Raw genomic sequence first — 15,319 nt, forward strand, 5'->3', positions numbered from 1 at the left:
CGACGTGGGAGCGACCGTCCGGCCCCACCACCCACGCGCCGAGACTGTTCCGGGAAGGCAGCCCCGCGCAGCGGCAACCCGCCCGCGAAGCGGGCGACACCCGCCCCGTTAAGTTGAACGACATGGGACACACGATCGAGATCGACACCCCCGCAGGCCCCGCCGAGGCCTACCTGACCCGCCCCGACGACGACTCGGAGCACCCGGGTGTCCTCTTCTACATCGACGCGATCGGGCTGCGGCCGCGGATCGAGGAGATGGCGGACCGGATCGCGTCGTGGGGGTACGTCGTGCTCGCGCCCAACGTCTTCCACCGTGACGGTCGGGCCGCCGATCTTGCCCCCACCACCGACCTCACCGTGCCGGCGAACCGCGAGAAGTTCTTCGAGGGCGTGATGCCGCGCGTGCGCGGGTTGACGCCGGACCTCTCCGACCCCGACGCGCTGCTCTGGCTCGACGCGCTCGCCGAGCACGCCACGGAGCCGTTCGGGGTGACCGGCTACTGCATGGGTGCCCGGCTGGCGACCCGGACCGCCGGCCTCGCGGGGGAGCGGGTCGCCGCGGTCGGCGGCTTCCACGGCGGCGGGCTCGTCACCGACGGACCCGACAGCCCGCACCGGATGCTCGCGGACGCCCGTGCCGAGTTCGTCTACGGCCACGCCGACCAGGACCGGTCGATGCCGCCCGAGGCGGTCGAGGCCCTCGGTGCCGCGCTGACGGAGGCGGGGCTGACGCACACCAACGAGGTGTACGCCGGCGCGGCGCACGGCTACACGATGGCCGACACCGCGCCGTACGACGAGGCGGCCACCGAGCGGCACTTCGAGGCGCTCCGGGACCTGTTCGGCCGCGTTCTCTGATCCGGGACCGTCACCCGCGCGGGTGAGCCGCTCCAGACCAGTGCGTGCGAGGGTCGGCAACGTGACTCTCCCTGTGGTCGAACGACCTCTCACCGCCCAGGAACGGCGGCGGGTCGAGACCACGCGGCTCCTCGTCGAGGCCCGCGCGGCCGAGGGGGACGCCCGCGCCGCCCTCGAGGACCAGGCGATCCGGCTCAACATGGAGGTCGCCACCGAGATCGCGCGGCGCTACCACGGCCGGGGCATCGCCAACGACGACCTCGACCAGGTGGCCTACCTCGGGCTGACCAAGGCCGTCCGCGGCTTCGACCCCACCAAGGGGACCGACTTCCTCAGCTTCGCCGTGCCGACGATGCGGGGCGAGATCCGGCGCTACTTCCGCGACTTCGGCTGGACGATCCGGCCGCCCCGGTCGGTCCAGGAGCTCCAGCCGCGCCTGACGGCCGCCGAGGCGGAGCTGATCCAGCAGCTCGGCCGGTCGCCGCGGCCCTCCGAGCTCGCCGCCCACCTCGGCGTCGACCTCGAGCTGGTCCTCGACGCGCTGAGCGCCAACGGCTGCTTCACCCCCCTGTCGCTGGACGCCCCGTCGCCCAGCGGTGACGGCGACCCCACCGACCGGCTGGGTGGGCCCGACGCCGCGTTCGGTGGTGCCGAGGCTCGCGTCGCGCTGCTCCCGCTGCTGCGCGACCTGAGCCCGCGTGAGCGTCGGATCCTCGAGCTCCGCTTCGGCAGCGGCCTCACGCAGTCCGAGATCGGCGCGCAGATCGGCGTCACCCAGATGCAGGTCTCCCGGCTCCTGGCTCGGGTGCTGGCCAAGCTCCGCGAGGGCCTCGAGCCCGACGCGGCGTGACACCTCTGCCGGCCGCCCCGACGCTAACCTGACCGCGTGACCCCGCAGGAGATCGCGCGCGCCAGCGCCGAGGCCATGTGGACCGGCGACCGGGCCAGCCAGGCCCTCGGCATGGTCGTGGACGACGTCGGCCCCGGCACCGCCACGGTGCGGATGACCGTTCGGCCCGACATGGTCAACGGCCACGACATCGGGCACGGCGGGCTGACCTTCAGCCTGGCCGACTCGGCGTTCGCCTTCGCCTGCAACTCCTACAACCGGGTCACCGTCGCAGCGGGCGCCGAGATCCGCTTTCGGGCGCCCACCCATCTCGGTGACGTGCTCGTCGCCCGCGCCGTCGAGCGCGAGCGCGAGGGCCGCGACGGCACGTACGACGTGACCGTGACCGCCGGCGACACCGTCGTCGCGACGTTCGTGGGGCGCTCCCGGGAGATCGGCGGCGCCTTCGCAGGAGGGGAGGCCTGATGGCCGGCGAGGTCCCGGACCTGGACCGGGCGGCCCTGGAGGCGCTCCAGCTCGAGCGGCTGCGCGCCACGCTCCGCCGCGCCGAGGCACACGTCCCGCACTACCGGCGGGCCTTCGAGGACGCCGGCGTCACCCCCGACGACCTGCACACCCTCGCCGACCTCGCGCGGTTCCCGTTCACCACCAAGGCGGACCTGCGCGACAACTACCCGTTCGGGATGTTCGCGGTGCCGCGCGGGCAGGTCGCTCGCGTGCACGCCAGCAGCGGCACGACCGGCAAGCCGACCGTCGTCGGCTACACCGCCGAGGACATCGACACGTGGGCCGAGGTGATGGCCCGATCGATCCGCGCCGCCGGCGGCCGGCCGGGGGACCTCGTGCACGTCGCCTACGGCTACGGGCTCTTCACCGGCGGCCTGGGCGCGCACTACGGCGCCGAGCGGCTCGGCTGCACCGTGGTCCCCGTCAGTGGCGGCATGACCGAGCGGCAGGTGCAGCTGATCCTGGACTTCGCGCCGCGCGTGATCATGGTGACGCCGTCGTACTTCCTGGCGATCCTCGACGAGATGGAGGCCCAGGGCGTCGACCCCCGGACCACCTCGCTCGAGGTCGGGATCTTCGGCGCCGAGCCGTGGACCGACGAGATGCGGCGGGCCGTCGAGGCGCGGTCGGGGATCCGCGCGGTCGACATCTACGGGCTCTCCGAGGTGATGGGCCCGGGCGTCTCGCAGGAGGCGGGGGAGACCCAGGACGGGCTGCACGTCTGGGAGGACCACTTCCTGCCCGAGGTCATCGACCCGGTCACCCTCGAGGTGCTGCCCGACGGCGAGGAGGGCGAGCTCGTCTTCACCTCCCTGACCAAGCAGGCGATGCCCGTCATCCGCTACCGCACCCGCGACCTGACCCGACTGCTGCCCGGCACGGCCTTCCCGGCGTTCCGGCGGATGCAGAAGGTCACCGGCCGCACCGACGACATGATGATCGTCCGCGGCGTCAACGTCTTCCCCAGCCAGGTCGAGGAGCAGATCCTCGCGGTCGAGGGGCTCACCCCGCACTACGTCTGCGTGCTGACGCGACCGGGCAACCTCGACGAGCTCACCGTCCAGGTCGAGGCTGCGACGCCGTTGTACGACGCGGCGCTGGGCGACGTGCTCGCCCGCCGCATCAAGGACCGCATCGGTGTGACCGCGCGCGTCGAGGTGATGTCGCCGCACGCGCTCGAGCGGTCGCTCGGCAAGGCCCGGCGGATCCGTGACGAGCGCTGATCAGCCCGGGAAGATGTCCGGCAGCTCGGACGCCCTGCCCGTGAAGGCGGGGGTGCGCTTCTCCAGGAAGGCCGCCACGCCCTCCTTCCCGTCGCCGATCGAGGTCCAGTACATCGCCAGCGAGTCGGACAGGTGCGCCTCGAGCGGGTCGGCAGCGGCACCGTTGCGGTAGATCATCTGCTTGGCCAGGGCGAGCGCGACGGGGGACCGGTCGACGACGAACTTCCGGGCCAGCTCGAGGGCAGCGGGCAGCAGGTCGTCGGGCTCGTGGACGGACCGGAGCAGCCGCCCGGCGTGTGCCTCCTCGGCGGTGAGGATGTCCGCGGCGTACACCCACTCCAGCGCCTGCTGGACGCCCACGATCCGCGGCAGGAACCACGACGAGCAGGCCTCGGGGACGATGCCGAGGCGGCCGAAGACGAAGCCGATCCGGGCCTTGGTCGACGCGAGCCGCAGGTCCATCGCCAGCGTCATCGTGGCGCCGATGCCGACGGCCGGGCCGTTGATCGCGGCGATGACGGGCTTCGGGAGGGCGTGTATCGCGAGCGTCACGCGGCCGCCGGTGTCGCGCACGCCGTCGTGGTACGGCGCCTCCGTGAGGTGCTCGCGCAGCTCGGCGGGCGTCGGCCGCACCGACTCGTCGAGCCCGAAGACGTTGCCCTCGGCGGAGAGGTCCATGCCGGCGCAGAACGCGCGACCGGCGCCGGTCACGACGACCGCCCGGACGTCGTCGCTACGGGCGTCGGTCAGGAACACCTGCTCCAGCTCCCGCGCCATCGTCACGTTGAACGCGTTGAGCGCGTCCGGACGGCTCAGCGTGAGGGTCGCGATGCCGTCGGGGTCGACGGACCAGTCGAGGGTCTCGTAGGAGGTCATCCCGTCACGCCTTTGGGCAGGCCGGTCGGCGTGCACAGGCTCTGGGGGATGTCGGACGTCTTGTCCTCGATGATGTACTTGAACATCTGCTTGCTGCGCGTCGGGTCCCAGCGCACCGACAGGTCCGCGATCGGGACCACGCAGCTGAGGCCGTTCTTGCCGTCGACGTGCGTCATCGCCGAGGCCCACATGGCCGCGCGCACCGTCGAGGTGCCCTCGCCGAAGGCGAAGAAGTCGGGCACGGACGTCAGCAGGTTCCAGTAGCGGAACGGGTTGAGGAACGTCCACGGCGACACGACCGCGTCGCCGACCGCGGAGACGACCTCGCGCTGGTGCTTCACGCGGTCGATGTCGCCGATGTTGGAGGTGTGCCGCGAGCGGGCGTAGCCCAGCGCGGTGGTGCCGTCGGCCTCCTGGCAGCCCTTCTTGACGTGCAGGTTGGCGAGCTTGTCGTCCATGTCCTCGGTCGGGCAGATGGTGATGCCGCCGACGGCGTCCACGACACCGGCCAGGCCGCCGAGACCGATCTCGACGTAGTCGTCGATGCGGATGCCGGTGTTCTGCTCGACGGTCCGGGTCAGCAGCTTGGCGCCGCCGTACGCGAACGCGGCGTTGATCTTGGTCGTGCCGTGCCCGGGGATCTCGACGATCGAGTCGCGCGGGATCGACATCAGCAGGTTGGGGCCCGAGCCGGTGTGCAGGATCAGGATCGTGTCGGTGCGCTGGCCCGCGGCGTTGCCGGTGCCGAGCTTCTTGCGCTCGGCCGCGCTGAGGCCGGCGCGCGAGTCGCTGCCGACGAGGAGGTACGTCGTGCCGGGCTGGTCGTCGGGACGCTTGCCGTCGGGCTCCCACGAGACCTTGTGCACCTTGCTCCACGCGAAGAACGGCACGATAACCAGGTAGGCGATGTAAAGCAGCACCAGCAGGATGACCCAGCGGACGGGCCGGATCCGGGGGCGACGCAGGCCCCCGCCGAACCGGCGGCCGGAGCCGCGGCCGGAGCCGCCGGACCCACCCGGCGCGGGCGCGACCGGAGGAGGGGTGGGGCGGGATGTCGGGCGGTACTGGCGCGGCGGGTCGGTCGGTCGCGGCGCCTGCTGGCCGCGGGCGTCCTTCGAGGCGGCCGGCATGACCTGGGTCTCGTCGGGGCGCGGCTGCTGCGGGACGGCGCGCGTCGCGTCGGCGTCGTTGGGCTGCTGGCCCTTCTTGCCGTAGAGCCAGTTGTACTCAGGAGTCCCGTCCTCGGGACCGCCATTGCCACGGGGACGGTCAGACATGGCGGTGACGCTACCGTGCCGCCATGCCGTCCGATACGAGTCCTCGATCACCCTCCTACGCGCGCGTGTCGCTGGCCATCATGACGTCGGGACGCGAGGCCAACCTGCTCGGCAACGTGCACGGCGGCGAGATCATGAAGCTCGCCGACTCCACGGCCGGGGCGGTCGCGCAGCGCCACAGCGGCGGTCCGGCGGTGACCGCCGCCATGGACGAGATGGCCTTCCTCGAGCCCGTCCACGTCGGTGACATCGTGCGCACGTTCGCCCAGGTCAACTGGGCCGGACGGTCCTCGATGGAGATCGGCGTGAGGGTCGAGACCCAGCCGTGGAACGACCCCTCGACCAGCGCGCTCCACGTCGCCTCGGCCTACTTCGTGTTCGTCGCGATCGACGCGGACGGCCGCGCGCGGGAGGTCCCGCCGCTCGTCCCGGAGACGCCCGACGAGGTGCGCCGGATGCGCGAGGCCGAGATCCGGCGGGCGCACCGGCTCGCCAAGCGGCAGGAGATCGAGTCGGGGCGCCACCGCGGGGACTGAGCCGATCGGTCGCCGTCGGCGCGTCGTACCTCTCTGTGACGCCTGTGACTGGTGATACTTGCCGGGCACGATCCCGACGCCCCGGCGTCCTCTTCCCCACAGCACGACCAGCAGAGAGGCATCTCGATGCCACCCGTTTCTTCCCCCGGGTTGCACGACCGCCACGGACAGTCCCGTTTCACGACGGGTGACCGCGCGGCCCGTGTGCGCTTCCGTCGGGCCATGGCCCTGATGCTGATGACCCTCGTCCTCCCGGGGTCGGCCCAGCTCGTGGCCGGCAACCGCAAGGTGGGGCGTACGGCGATCCGCATCTGGTTCGTGTCCGCGATCACGATCGTGCTGACGCTCGCCGTCGGACTGCTCTGGCACGAGCTCCTCTTCTACCTCGTCTCGAACACCGTGCTGCTCGGGCTGCTCCGCTTCGCGCTGATGCTCGTCGCGATCGGCTGGGCCGGGCTGTTCATGGACGCCTGGCGGATCGGGCAGCCGCTCAGCCTCGCGATCCAGCACCGCCGTGCGGCCGTCGGCCTCAACGGCGTGCTGTGCCTCTCCGTCGCCGGGTCGCTGCTGTTCGGCGCGCACCTCGTCGGCGTCCAGCGCGACTTCATGCTGACGATGTTCGGCGGCAACCACGTCACCGACGCCCACGACGGCCGCTTCAACGTGCTCCTGCTCGGTGGCGACTCCGGTGCCGGCCGCTGGGGCCTGCGTCCGGACTCGATGACCGTCGCCAGCATCGATGCGAAGACCGGTCGCACCGTCCTCATCGCGCTGCCGCGCAACATGGAGAACTTCCCGTTCCGCAAGGGGACGGTCATGGACGAGCAGTTCCCCGACGGCTTCGACGCCGACTACCTCAACGGCGTCAGCACCTGGGCCGGCGACAACACCGAGCTGTTCCCCAAGTCGGAGAACCCCGGCGTCGACGCCACGATCATGGCCATCGAGGGCATCACCGGCCTGCGCATCAACTACTGGGCCATGGTCAACCTCGAGGGCTTCAAGGACCTTGTCGACGCCGTCGGCGGCGTCACCCTCAACGTCCGCTCGCCGATCCCGGTCGGCGGCCTCGGCTCCGACGTCACCGGCTACATCCAGCCGGGCGTCCGCAAGCTCAACGGCCATGACACCCTCTGGTTCGCCCGGGCCCGCGACGGCTCGGACGACTACTCGCGGATGGCGCGCCAGAAGTGCGTCATGAACGCCATGCTCAACCAGATCAGCCCGCAGGTCGCGGTCCGGAACTTCGAGCAGATCGCCAAGGCGAGCTCCGCGATGATCTCCACCGACATCCCGGCCAGCGAGGTCGACACGTTCATGCAGCTGGCGCTGAAGGCCAAGGGCCAGAAGGTCTCGACCCTGTCGCTGGTGCCCCCGATGATCGTCACCTCCCAGCCGGACATCGGGCTGATCCACCGCAAGGTCAAGGAGGCGATCGCCCGCGCCGACGGCACCGCCCCCGCACCCACGAAGGCTCGCAGCCACTCCGGCGACGTCGTCACCGGCGGCTCGGTCGGCTCCCTCCACGACGGCTACGCCGCCAACCAGTCCGACGACCTCGGCGCCGCCTGCTGACCCTGGCTGCTGCCCTCGGTGGTTGAGGAGGTTGCGCTGGCAACCGTCTCGAAACCTCCGAGGGTGGGGGATCGCGATTCGGTGGTTGAGGAGGTTGCGCTGGCAACCGTCTCGAAACCACACCTGATCCACGCGGCCGTCCACAGGCGAGCCAGGGGTTGGTTGCCGCCGGTGCGGACGGGCAGCAGGGTCTGGGGCATGGCCGCATTCGTCTACATGCTCCGCTGCAGTGACGGGACCTACTACGTGGGCAGCACGCGCAACCTCGAGCACCGGGTGTGGCAGCACAACTGCACGGACGAAGGCGCGGCTTACACTCGCAAACGCCGGCCGGTGACGCTGGTCTGGTCGGGGGAGTTCGAGCACGTGGGCGCGGCCTTCGCCTTCGAGAAGCAGCTGGCCGGCTGGAGTCGGGCGAAGAAGGAAGCCCTCATCCGGGGTGACTTCGACGTGCTGCCGTTCCTTGCACGCCGTCGTACCTAGCGCTCGGAGGTTTCGAGACGCTCGCTGGCGCTCGCTCCTCAACCACCGAGTGGTGTGGTGCCGGGTGCTCGGGGGTTTCGAGACGCTCGCTGGCGCTCGCTCCTCACCACCGAGCACCAGCGGCGTCCGTGGTGAGGGTCTCCTCACCACGACTTCGGGGATGTCCGACGGTCCCCCTAGGGTGTGAGCCGTGACCGACCAGCCGACCGTGCGCCCGCGCATCGCCGCCGTCGTCGTCACCTTCAACCGGCTCGAGCTGCTCCAGCGGCTGGTCGCGCGGCTGCGCGAGGTGCCGGGGGTCGACGAGATCCTGGTGGTCGACAACGCCTCGACCGACGGCACGGGGGAGTGGCTGGCGGCCCAGGACGGTGTCCGGGCCCACACCCTGACCGAGAACCGCGGCGGCGCCGGCGGCTTCCACGACGGGCTCGCCTGGGCGATGGACGTCGGCGCCGACCTGGCCTGGCTGATGGACGACGACGGGCTCCCCGACGCCGACTCGCTGGGCACCCTGCTGGCCCACCGCGGGGACTTCGACTTCTGGGGCCCGGTCGTGGTCGACGAGGCCGACCCCGGCCGCCTGGTCTTCCCGATCCGGCTCCCGGGCGGCACCCGCGTCGTGCACCGGATGGCCGACGTCGCCGCCGCGGCCCCCGACGGCGTGATCCGGGACGTGGTGATCCCGTTCAACGGCGTGCTGGTCACCCGCGACCTGGTCGACCGGATCGGCCTGCCCCGCGAGGAGTTCTTCATCTGGGGCGACGACCACGAGTACCGCCTCCGCGCCGAGCGCGCCGGCGGTCGGATCGGCACGATCGTCGACGCCCGGGTGTGCCACCCCAGCGTGGGCGAGCTCGGCACGCCGATGATGTTCGGCAGGACGACGTACAACCACAGCCCGAGCGACCTCAAGCACTACTGCATGGCCCGCAACAACCTGCTCAACCTGCGCGACTACCGCGGCTGGCCGCACGCCCTGATGTTCGTCGCCAAGACCGTGTGGTTCTACACCTTCACCCGCCCGCGCCCCGCGCGTCTCGCCCTCAGCGCCCGCGCCATGTACGCCGGCCTCCGCGGCGACTTCACCGGCCACCGGAGGTTCCTGCGGTGACGCCCGGGACCCCCGAGAGCGTCGCGGTCGTCATCGTCACGTTCAACCGCGCCGACCTGCTGGTCGGGATGCTCGACGCGCTCGCCCAGCAGACGCACCCCCCGGATGCGGTGTTCGTCATCGACAACGCCAGCAGCGACCACACCGCCCAGGTGCTGGGCCGCAACGACCTGCCGCTGCGGATCACCACGATGCCGGAGAACCTCGGCGGCGCCGGCGGCTTCCACCTCGGCGTGCAGCAGGCCTACGAGGCCGGCTTCGACCGGATCTGGCTGGTCGACGACGACGTCGTGCCCGCGCCCGACTGCCTGGCCACGCTGATGGCCCAGGACGAGGCGTGCCTGATGTCGGTCCGCGAGGACACCCACGGACACCTGGTCGAGAAGGCCGCGACCCGCTTCGACCTGCGCAACCCGCTCGCGATCAAGCCCAAGACCGGCATGGTCGAGACGGAGTTCGGCACGCGCGCGGCGATGCCGGAGCGGGTCGAGATCCAGAACGTCGCCTTCGAGGGGTTCATGGTCCGCCGCGACGTGATCGACACGATCGGGTTCCCGGACCCGTCGTACTTCATCTTCTACGACGACGTGGACTTCGCCGTCCGCGCCCGCCGGGCCGGCTACCGGATCTGGGCGGTGCGCGACGCCGTGCTGGTCCGCCAGCTCGACTTCGACCAGCAGCACGACCTGGCCGGGTGGAAGGGGTTCTACATGTTCCGCAACCTCTTCGTCGTGCACTTCCGCTACGGGGAGAACCTCCTCGTGCGCCTCAAGCCCTACCTGATCGCGCTCGCCGTCGTCCTGCTGAGCCCGGTCCGGGGCGGCAGGGCCGAGGCGCGCAATGTGATCCGGGCCATCGGCTCCGCGCGGGGGATGCGTCGCGTGCCCGAGCCCCCGCCCCACCGTCGCTAGACTTGCCGCCGCGTCAATCCCGAGGGCCCAACCGTCAGGAGAGCACCCCTTGTCCGTGTCCGACACCCCCGACCTCGTCGTCGTCGGTTCCGGCTTCTTCGGCCTCACGGTCGCGGAGCGCTGCGCCAACGAGCTGGGCCTGAAGGTCCTGATCCTCGAGCGCCGCCACCACCTGGGCGGCAACGCCTACAGCGAGGCCGACCCCGAGACCGGCATCGAGATGCACGTCTACGGCGCGCACCTCTTCCACACCTCCAACGAGAAGGTCTGGGAGTACGTCAACAGGTTCACGTCGTTCACCAACTACCAGCACCGGGTCTTCGGCCAGTACGCCGGGCAGGTCTACTCCCTGCCGATGAACCTCGCGCTGATCAACACGTTCTTCGGCAAGAGCCACACGCCCGACGAGGCGCGCGCGCTGATCGCGGAGCAGGCCAGCGAGATCGACACCGCCGAGGCGACCAACCTGGAGGAGAAGGCGATCTCCCTGATCGGTCGCCCCCTCTACGAGGCGTTCATCAAGGGCTACACCGCCAAGCAGTGGCAGACCGACCCCACCAAGCTGAGCGCGGACATCATCACCAGGCTCCCGGTGCGCTACAACTTCGACAACCGGTGGTTCAACGACACCTACGAGGGCCTCCCGGTCGACGGCTACACCGCCTGGCTGACCAAGATGGCCGACCACCCCAACATCGAGGTCCGCCTCGAGACCGACTTCTTCGACGTCGCCGACGAGTTCAAGGGCAAGGTCCCGATCGTCTACACCGGCCCGGTCGACGAGTACTTCGGCAACTCCGAGGGGCGCCTGTCGTGGCGCACCGTCGACCTCGAGGCCGAGGTCAAGGAGGTCGACGACTTCCAGGGCTGCGCGGTGATGAACTACAACGACCAGGACGTGCCCTGGACCCGGATCCACGAGTTCAAGCACTTCCACCCCGAGCGCACCTACATCTCGGGCAAGACCGTCATCGTCCACGAGTACTCCCGGTTCGCCGAGGACGACGACGAGCCCTACTACCCGATCAACACCGCCGAGGACCGCGAGAAGCTGCTGAAGTACCGCGAGCTGGCCAAGGCCGAGCCGATGGTGCTGTTCGGCGGCCGCCTCGGCACCTACAAGTACCTCGACATGCACATGGCGATCGGTTCGGCGCTGTCGATGTACGAGAACAAGCTGAAGCCGCACTTCGCCGACGGCGCGGCCCTGACCAGCGGAGGCGTTGACGAATGAGCACCCGACTCCTGCAGCGACAGATCCTGCCCCTCGACCGTGACTACGACGTCCTCGCGCTGTACGTCGACCCCGAGGAGGCCCGGCTCGACGCCGACAAGTACGAGGTCGGCGGCAACCGCGCCGCCAAGGACCTCAACAACGCGGCGATCCGGCAGTCCACCTCGACCGGCCGGGCGATCCACCCGGACCAGATCGAGTCCCGCACCGCCATGCGCGTCAAGGCGGGGGAGCGGCTCTCGTTCGGCACCTACTTCAACGCGTTCCCCGCGAGCTACTGGCGCCGCTGGACCGTCGTCACCGACGTGACGCTGACGGTCAAGCTCGCCGGCCGCGGCGCGTCGGTGATCGTCTACAAGTCGATGGCCAACGGCCGCTCGCAGCGCGTCGACTCCGCCAGCACCGGAGACCAGGCCTCCGGCACGTTCACCTTCGAGCTGACGCTGAAGCCCTTCGTCGACGGCGGCTGGTACTGGTACAACGTCGTCTCCGGTGACGAGGACGCCGTCGTCGAGTCGGCCGAGTGGACCGCGGAGGTCCCCGAGGACCGCGCCCAGCACGGCACCGTCGACATCGCGATCACGACGATGAACCGCCCCGACTTCTGCGCCAAGCTGCTCGGCCAGCTCGGCGAGGACGAGGTGCTGCGTCCCTACCTCGACCAGGTGCTGGTCATGGAGCAGGGCACCCAGAAGGTCGTCGACTCCCCGGACTTCGCCAAGGCGGAGGCGTCCCTCGGCTCCACCCTGCGGATCATCGAGCAGGGCAACCTCGGCGGCTCGGGCGGCTACGCCCGCGGCCAGCTCGAGTCGGTCCGCAAGGGCACCGCGACCTACGCGATGATGATGGACGACGACGTCGTCTGCGAGCCCGAGGGCGTCATCCGCGCGGTCACCTTCGGCGACCTCGCCCGCCGGCCCACGATCGTGGGCGGTCACATGTTCTCGATCTACTCCCGCTCGCGGCTGCACAGCTTCGGCGAGATCGTCCAGCCGTGGCGCTTCTGGTGGCAGTCGCCGCTGGACACCTACTCCGACTGGGACTTCGCCGCCCGCAACCTGCGCTCGAGCCGCTGGCTGCACAAGCGCGTGGACGTCGACTTCAACGGCTGGTTCATGTGCCTGATCCCGCGCCAGGTGCTGGAGGAGATCGGCCTCTCCCTGCCGCTGTTCCTGAAGTGGGACGACTCGGAGTTCGGCCTGCGCGCCAAGGCTGCCGGCTACCCGACCGTCACGTTCCCCGGTGCCGCCGTGTGGCACGTCCCGTGGACCGACAAGAACGACGCGCTGGACTGGCAGGCCTACTTCCACCACCGCAACCGCCTCGTCGCGGCGCTGCTGCACTCGCCCTACCCCAAGGGCGGCCGGATGGTGCGCGAGAGCCTCAACCACCAGATCGCCCACCTGGTCTCGATGCAGTACTCCACCGCCGAGCTGCGGCTGATGGCGATGGAGGACGTGCTCGCCGGCCCGGAGGGGCTGCACGGGCTGCTCGCCACGCGCCTGGCCGACGTCAACGCCTTCCGCAAGCAGTTCTCCGACGCCCGGCTCGAGGCCGACCCCGACGCCTTCCCGGCCGTGCGCCGCGAGAAGCCCCCGCGCAAGGGCAAGGACGGCAACGAGATCCCGGGCCGCCTGTCCACCCTGGTCAGCGCCGGGCTCCAGCCGCTGCGCCAGCTGAAGCCGCCGCGGGCCCTGTCGCGCCAGCACCCCGAGGCCGAGGTCCGGGCGATGGACGCGAAGTGGTACCGGCTGGCGTCGTACGACTCGGCGATCGTCTCGATGAACGACGGCACCTCCGCGGCGTTCTACCAGCGTGACCCCGAGCTCTTCCGTGACCTGATGAAGCGCACGATCGCGATCCACGACCGCTACCGCCGTGAGTGGCCGCGCCTGGCCGAGCAGTACCGCGCCAGCCTGGCCCACATCACCTCGCCCGAGGCGTGGGACGAGACGTTCCGCCCCTGGACCGAGGGGAAGCCCGGCGCCGATGACTGACGTCGCGGGCGGCCACACCGTGCGGGTGGTCGACGCCGAGCTCGGCTCGCCGTCGGCCAACATGGGCCTGCTCTCGGTGTTCCAGCGCCGCTACCTGCTGCGGTTGCTCGTACGCCGTGAGGTCAGCGCGCGCTACTCCGGCTCGTTCCTCGGCCTGATCTGGTCCTACATCAACCCGCTGAGCCAGTTCTTCATCTACTGGTTCGTGATGGGCTACCTGCTCCAGCTGCACCAGTCGGTGCCGCACTTCGCGGTGCACGTCTTCTCCGCGCTGATCGTCGTGCACTTCTTCATCGAGACGTTCAACGCCGGCACCCGCTCGATCGTGCGCAACAAGGGGCTGGTGCAGAAGATGGCGATGCCCCGGGAGATGTTCCCCGTGGCCTCGATGCTGGTCTCGCTCTACCACGTCGTCCCGCAGGTCATCATCCTGCTGATCGTCGACCTGCTCTACGGCTGGCGGCCGGACGCGATCGGCCTGCTCGCGGGGCTCATGGCGATCTTCATCATCATGATGCTCGGCACCGCGCTGGCCCTGATGTTCAGCGCGGCCAACGTGTTCTTCCGCGACTTCGCGAGCGCGGTCAACATCCTGACCAACTTCGTGCGCTTCGGCGTGCCGATGATCTATCCCTTCTCGATCGTCCCGCAGCGCTTCCACGGGCACGTCGAGGCCTACCTCGCCAACCCGATCGCGGACGCGGTCATCCTCTTCCAGCGGGCCTTCTGGGTCGGCATCCCCAGCGACCAGGGCGAGCAGATCAAGCAGGCCAGCGGGGGACCGGCCATGCCGGACCACCTCTTCCAGCACGGTGCCTACGCGCTGGTGCTGTCGGCGGTGCTCCTGGTCGTGGCCCAGCTGATCTTCTCGCGGCTCGAGAACCGCATCCCGGAGCGCCTCTGATGACCTACTCCTCCGACACCTCCATCGTCGTCGACAACGTGACGAAGGAGTTCAAGCTCCGCTACCACCGCACCTTCAAGCAGGTGACCGTGGCGATGATGAAGGGCCAGGACGTCTCCGACACGTTCAAGGCGCTCGACGGCGTGAACTTCGAGGTCAAGCAGGGCGAGTCGATCGGCCTGATGGGGCTCAACGGCTCCGGCAAGAGCACCCTGCTCAAGCTCGTCCAGGGCGTCATGCGCCCCGACGGGGGACAGGTGCTCACCCGCGGCCGGATCTCCGGCCTGATCGCCACCGGCGCCGGCTTCCACCCGCAGCTGACCGGTCGCGAGAACGTCTTCCTGAACGCCGCCATCCTCGGCATGTCCGAGGCGGAGACCAAGCGGAAGTTCGACGACATCGTGGAGTTCGCCGACATCGGCCGCTTCCTCGAGACGCCCGTCGGCAACTACAGCTCCGGCATGTTCGCCCGCCTCGGCTTCGCGGTCGCCGTGCACGTCGACTCCGACATCTTCCTGGCCGACGAGGTGCTCGCCGTCGGCGACCGCCCGTTCAAGAAGAAGTGCATGGAGAAGATGCAGGAGATCCGCGACAGCGGTCGCACGCTCTTCTACGTCTCGCACGCCACCGCCTCGGTCCGCAAGATGTGCGACCGTGTGATCGTGCTCGAGCAGGGCAAGGTCGGCTTCGACGGCGACACCGACGCCGGCATCCGCTACCTGCACTACGACGAGGACGACGGCAACGAGCCGGACCAGACCGACGAGTTCGACGCCGACGAAGAGGTCGGCGCGGACATCTGACCTGCGGGTCGCCCCGTTCCAGCCCCGGTTCCAGCCCCCGTTCCAGCCTGCGTGCAGGTCACCGTTGGGCAACGGTTACCTGCACGTGAGCCTGAGCGGGATTGACAAATCTGAATAGTGGCGGCGTGTCGAGTGGAAATTACACGGTTGTAGTTACTCACTTTCCCTTCCG

General features: G+C 70.1%; 15 protein-coding genes. 13 read left to right on the forward strand and 2 right to left on the reverse strand.

Features of this window, described 5'->3' with window-relative positions:
• Positions 1 to 122 precede the first annotated feature (122 nt).
• From FB382_RS03105 to paaK, 4 genes are all read left to right on the forward strand, one after another.
• Entirely contained in the window at positions 123 to 860 is a 738-nt protein-coding gene (locus FB382_RS03105; protein WP_182536720.1) for a dienelactone hydrolase family protein, read from the forward strand.
• A 61-nt stretch (positions 861 to 921) separates the two neighbouring features.
• Positions 922 to 1,710, forward strand: a complete 789-nt coding sequence (locus tag FB382_RS03110; protein WP_182536722.1) for a sigma-70 family RNA polymerase sigma factor — start codon at positions 922 to 924, stop codon at positions 1,708 to 1,710.
• Positions 1,711 to 1,746: 36 nt separating this feature from the next.
• Positions 1,747 to 2,175 carry a hydroxyphenylacetyl-CoA thioesterase PaaI gene (gene paaI / locus FB382_RS03115; protein WP_343055466.1) on the forward strand — a complete coding sequence of 143 codons (429 nt, stop codon included), beginning with the start codon at positions 1,747 to 1,749 and terminating at the stop codon, positions 2,173 to 2,175.
• Positions 2,175 to 3,440: a phenylacetate--CoA ligase PaaK gene (gene paaK / locus FB382_RS03120; RefSeq protein WP_182536724.1), complete on the forward strand. Its 1,266-nt coding sequence runs from the start codon at positions 2,175 to 2,177 to the stop codon at positions 3,438 to 3,440. Before paaI ends, paaK begins: the two co-directional genes overlap by 1 nt.
• Here paaK and FB382_RS03125 read toward each other — a convergent pair whose 3' ends face one another.
• A complete protein-coding gene (locus FB382_RS03125) occupies positions 3,441 to 4,316 on the reverse strand; it encodes a crotonase/enoyl-CoA hydratase family protein (protein WP_182536726.1) in 876 nt (291 codons plus the stop codon).
• The gene (locus tag FB382_RS03130) at positions 4,313 to 5,593 is read right to left on the reverse strand and encodes an LCP family protein (protein WP_182536728.1); all 1,281 of its coding nucleotides are present in this window, start codon (positions 5,591 to 5,593) and stop codon (positions 4,313 to 4,315) included. Before FB382_RS03130 ends, FB382_RS03125 begins: the two co-directional genes overlap by 4 nt.
• Positions 5,594 to 5,673: 80 nt before the next feature.
• On the opposite strand from FB382_RS03130, the gene FB382_RS03135 reads away from it, so the two are divergent.
• From FB382_RS03135 to FB382_RS03175, 9 genes are all read left to right on the forward strand, one after another.
• Positions 5,674 to 6,129 (forward strand): acyl-CoA thioesterase, encoded by a 456-nt coding sequence (locus FB382_RS03135; RefSeq protein WP_246377080.1) that lies wholly within the window; start codon positions 5,674 to 5,676, stop codon positions 6,127 to 6,129.
• Positions 6,130 to 6,351: 222 nt separating this feature from the next.
• On the forward strand, positions 6,352 to 7,704 hold the full coding sequence (locus FB382_RS03140) for an LCP family protein (protein ID WP_246377081.1): 1,353 nt from the start codon (positions 6,352 to 6,354) through the stop codon (positions 7,702 to 7,704).
• Between the two features lie 198 nt (positions 7,705 to 7,902).
• Positions 7,903 to 8,187, forward strand: a complete 285-nt coding sequence (locus tag FB382_RS03145) for a GIY-YIG nuclease family protein (protein WP_182536735.1) — start codon at positions 7,903 to 7,905, stop codon at positions 8,185 to 8,187.
• A gap of 190 nt (positions 8,188 to 8,377) precedes the next feature.
• Positions 8,378 to 9,298 (forward strand): glycosyltransferase, encoded by a 921-nt coding sequence (locus tag FB382_RS03150; RefSeq protein WP_182536737.1) that lies wholly within the window; start codon positions 8,378 to 8,380, stop codon positions 9,296 to 9,298.
• Positions 9,295 to 10,209 carry a glycosyltransferase gene (locus FB382_RS03155; RefSeq protein WP_182536738.1) on the forward strand — a complete coding sequence of 305 codons (915 nt, stop codon included), beginning with the start codon at positions 9,295 to 9,297 and terminating at the stop codon, positions 10,207 to 10,209. The genes FB382_RS03150 and FB382_RS03155 overlap by 4 nt, the downstream gene beginning before the upstream one ends.
• A gap of 55 nt (positions 10,210 to 10,264) precedes the next feature.
• On the forward strand, positions 10,265 to 11,443 hold the full coding sequence (gene glf / locus FB382_RS03160) for a UDP-galactopyranose mutase (RefSeq protein WP_182536740.1): 1,179 nt from the start codon (positions 10,265 to 10,267) through the stop codon (positions 11,441 to 11,443).
• The gene (locus FB382_RS03165; protein WP_182536742.1) at positions 11,440 to 13,440 is read left to right on the forward strand and encodes a glycosyltransferase; all 2,001 of its coding nucleotides are present in this window, start codon (positions 11,440 to 11,442) and stop codon (positions 13,438 to 13,440) included. The genes glf and FB382_RS03165 overlap by 4 nt, the downstream gene beginning before the upstream one ends.
• On the forward strand, positions 13,433 to 14,344 hold the full coding sequence (locus FB382_RS03170) for an ABC transporter permease (protein WP_182536744.1): 912 nt from the start codon (positions 13,433 to 13,435) through the stop codon (positions 14,342 to 14,344). The genes FB382_RS03165 and FB382_RS03170 overlap by 8 nt, the downstream gene beginning before the upstream one ends.
• Positions 14,344 to 15,147, forward strand: coding sequence for an ABC transporter ATP-binding protein (locus FB382_RS03175; RefSeq protein ID WP_182536746.1), 804 nt, complete (start codon positions 14,344 to 14,346; stop codon positions 15,145 to 15,147). Before FB382_RS03170 ends, FB382_RS03175 begins: the two co-directional genes overlap by 1 nt.
• The last annotated feature ends 172 nt before the right edge of the window (positions 15,148 to 15,319 follow it).

Source organism: Nocardioides ginsengisegetis (genome assembly GCF_014138045.1).
Lineage (GTDB): Bacteria > Actinomycetota > Actinomycetes > Propionibacteriales > Nocardioidaceae > Nocardioides > Nocardioides ginsengisegetis.

Bases quoted from the DNA above. Each gene is read 5' to 3' on its own strand.
- FB382_RS03105 (WP_182536720.1), top strand. From the start codon at position 123: ATGGGACACACGATCGAGATCGACACCCCCGCAGGCCCCGCCGAGGCC.
- paaK (WP_182536724.1), top strand. From the start codon at position 2,175: ATGGCCGGCGAGGTCCCGGACCTGGACCGGGCGGCCCTGGAGGCGCTC.
- FB382_RS03125 (WP_182536726.1), bottom strand. From the start codon at position 4,316: ATGACCTCCTACGAGACCCTCGACTGGTCCGTCGACCCCGACGGCATC.
- FB382_RS03130 (WP_182536728.1), bottom strand. From the start codon at position 5,593: ATGTCTGACCGTCCCCGTGGCAATGGCGGTCCCGAGGACGGGACTCCT.
- FB382_RS03135 (WP_246377080.1), top strand. From the start codon at position 5,674: ATGACGTCGGGACGCGAGGCCAACCTGCTCGGCAACGTGCACGGCGGC.
- FB382_RS03140 (WP_246377081.1), top strand. From the start codon at position 6,352: ATGGCCCTGATGCTGATGACCCTCGTCCTCCCGGGGTCGGCCCAGCTC.
- FB382_RS03145 (WP_182536735.1), top strand. From the start codon at position 7,903: ATGGCCGCATTCGTCTACATGCTCCGCTGCAGTGACGGGACCTACTAC.
- FB382_RS03165 (WP_182536742.1), top strand. From the start codon at position 11,440: ATGAGCACCCGACTCCTGCAGCGACAGATCCTGCCCCTCGACCGTGAC.
- FB382_RS03170 (WP_182536744.1), top strand. From the start codon at position 13,433: ATGACTGACGTCGCGGGCGGCCACACCGTGCGGGTGGTCGACGCCGAG.
- FB382_RS03175 (WP_182536746.1), top strand. From the start codon at position 14,344: ATGACCTACTCCTCCGACACCTCCATCGTCGTCGACAACGTGACGAAG.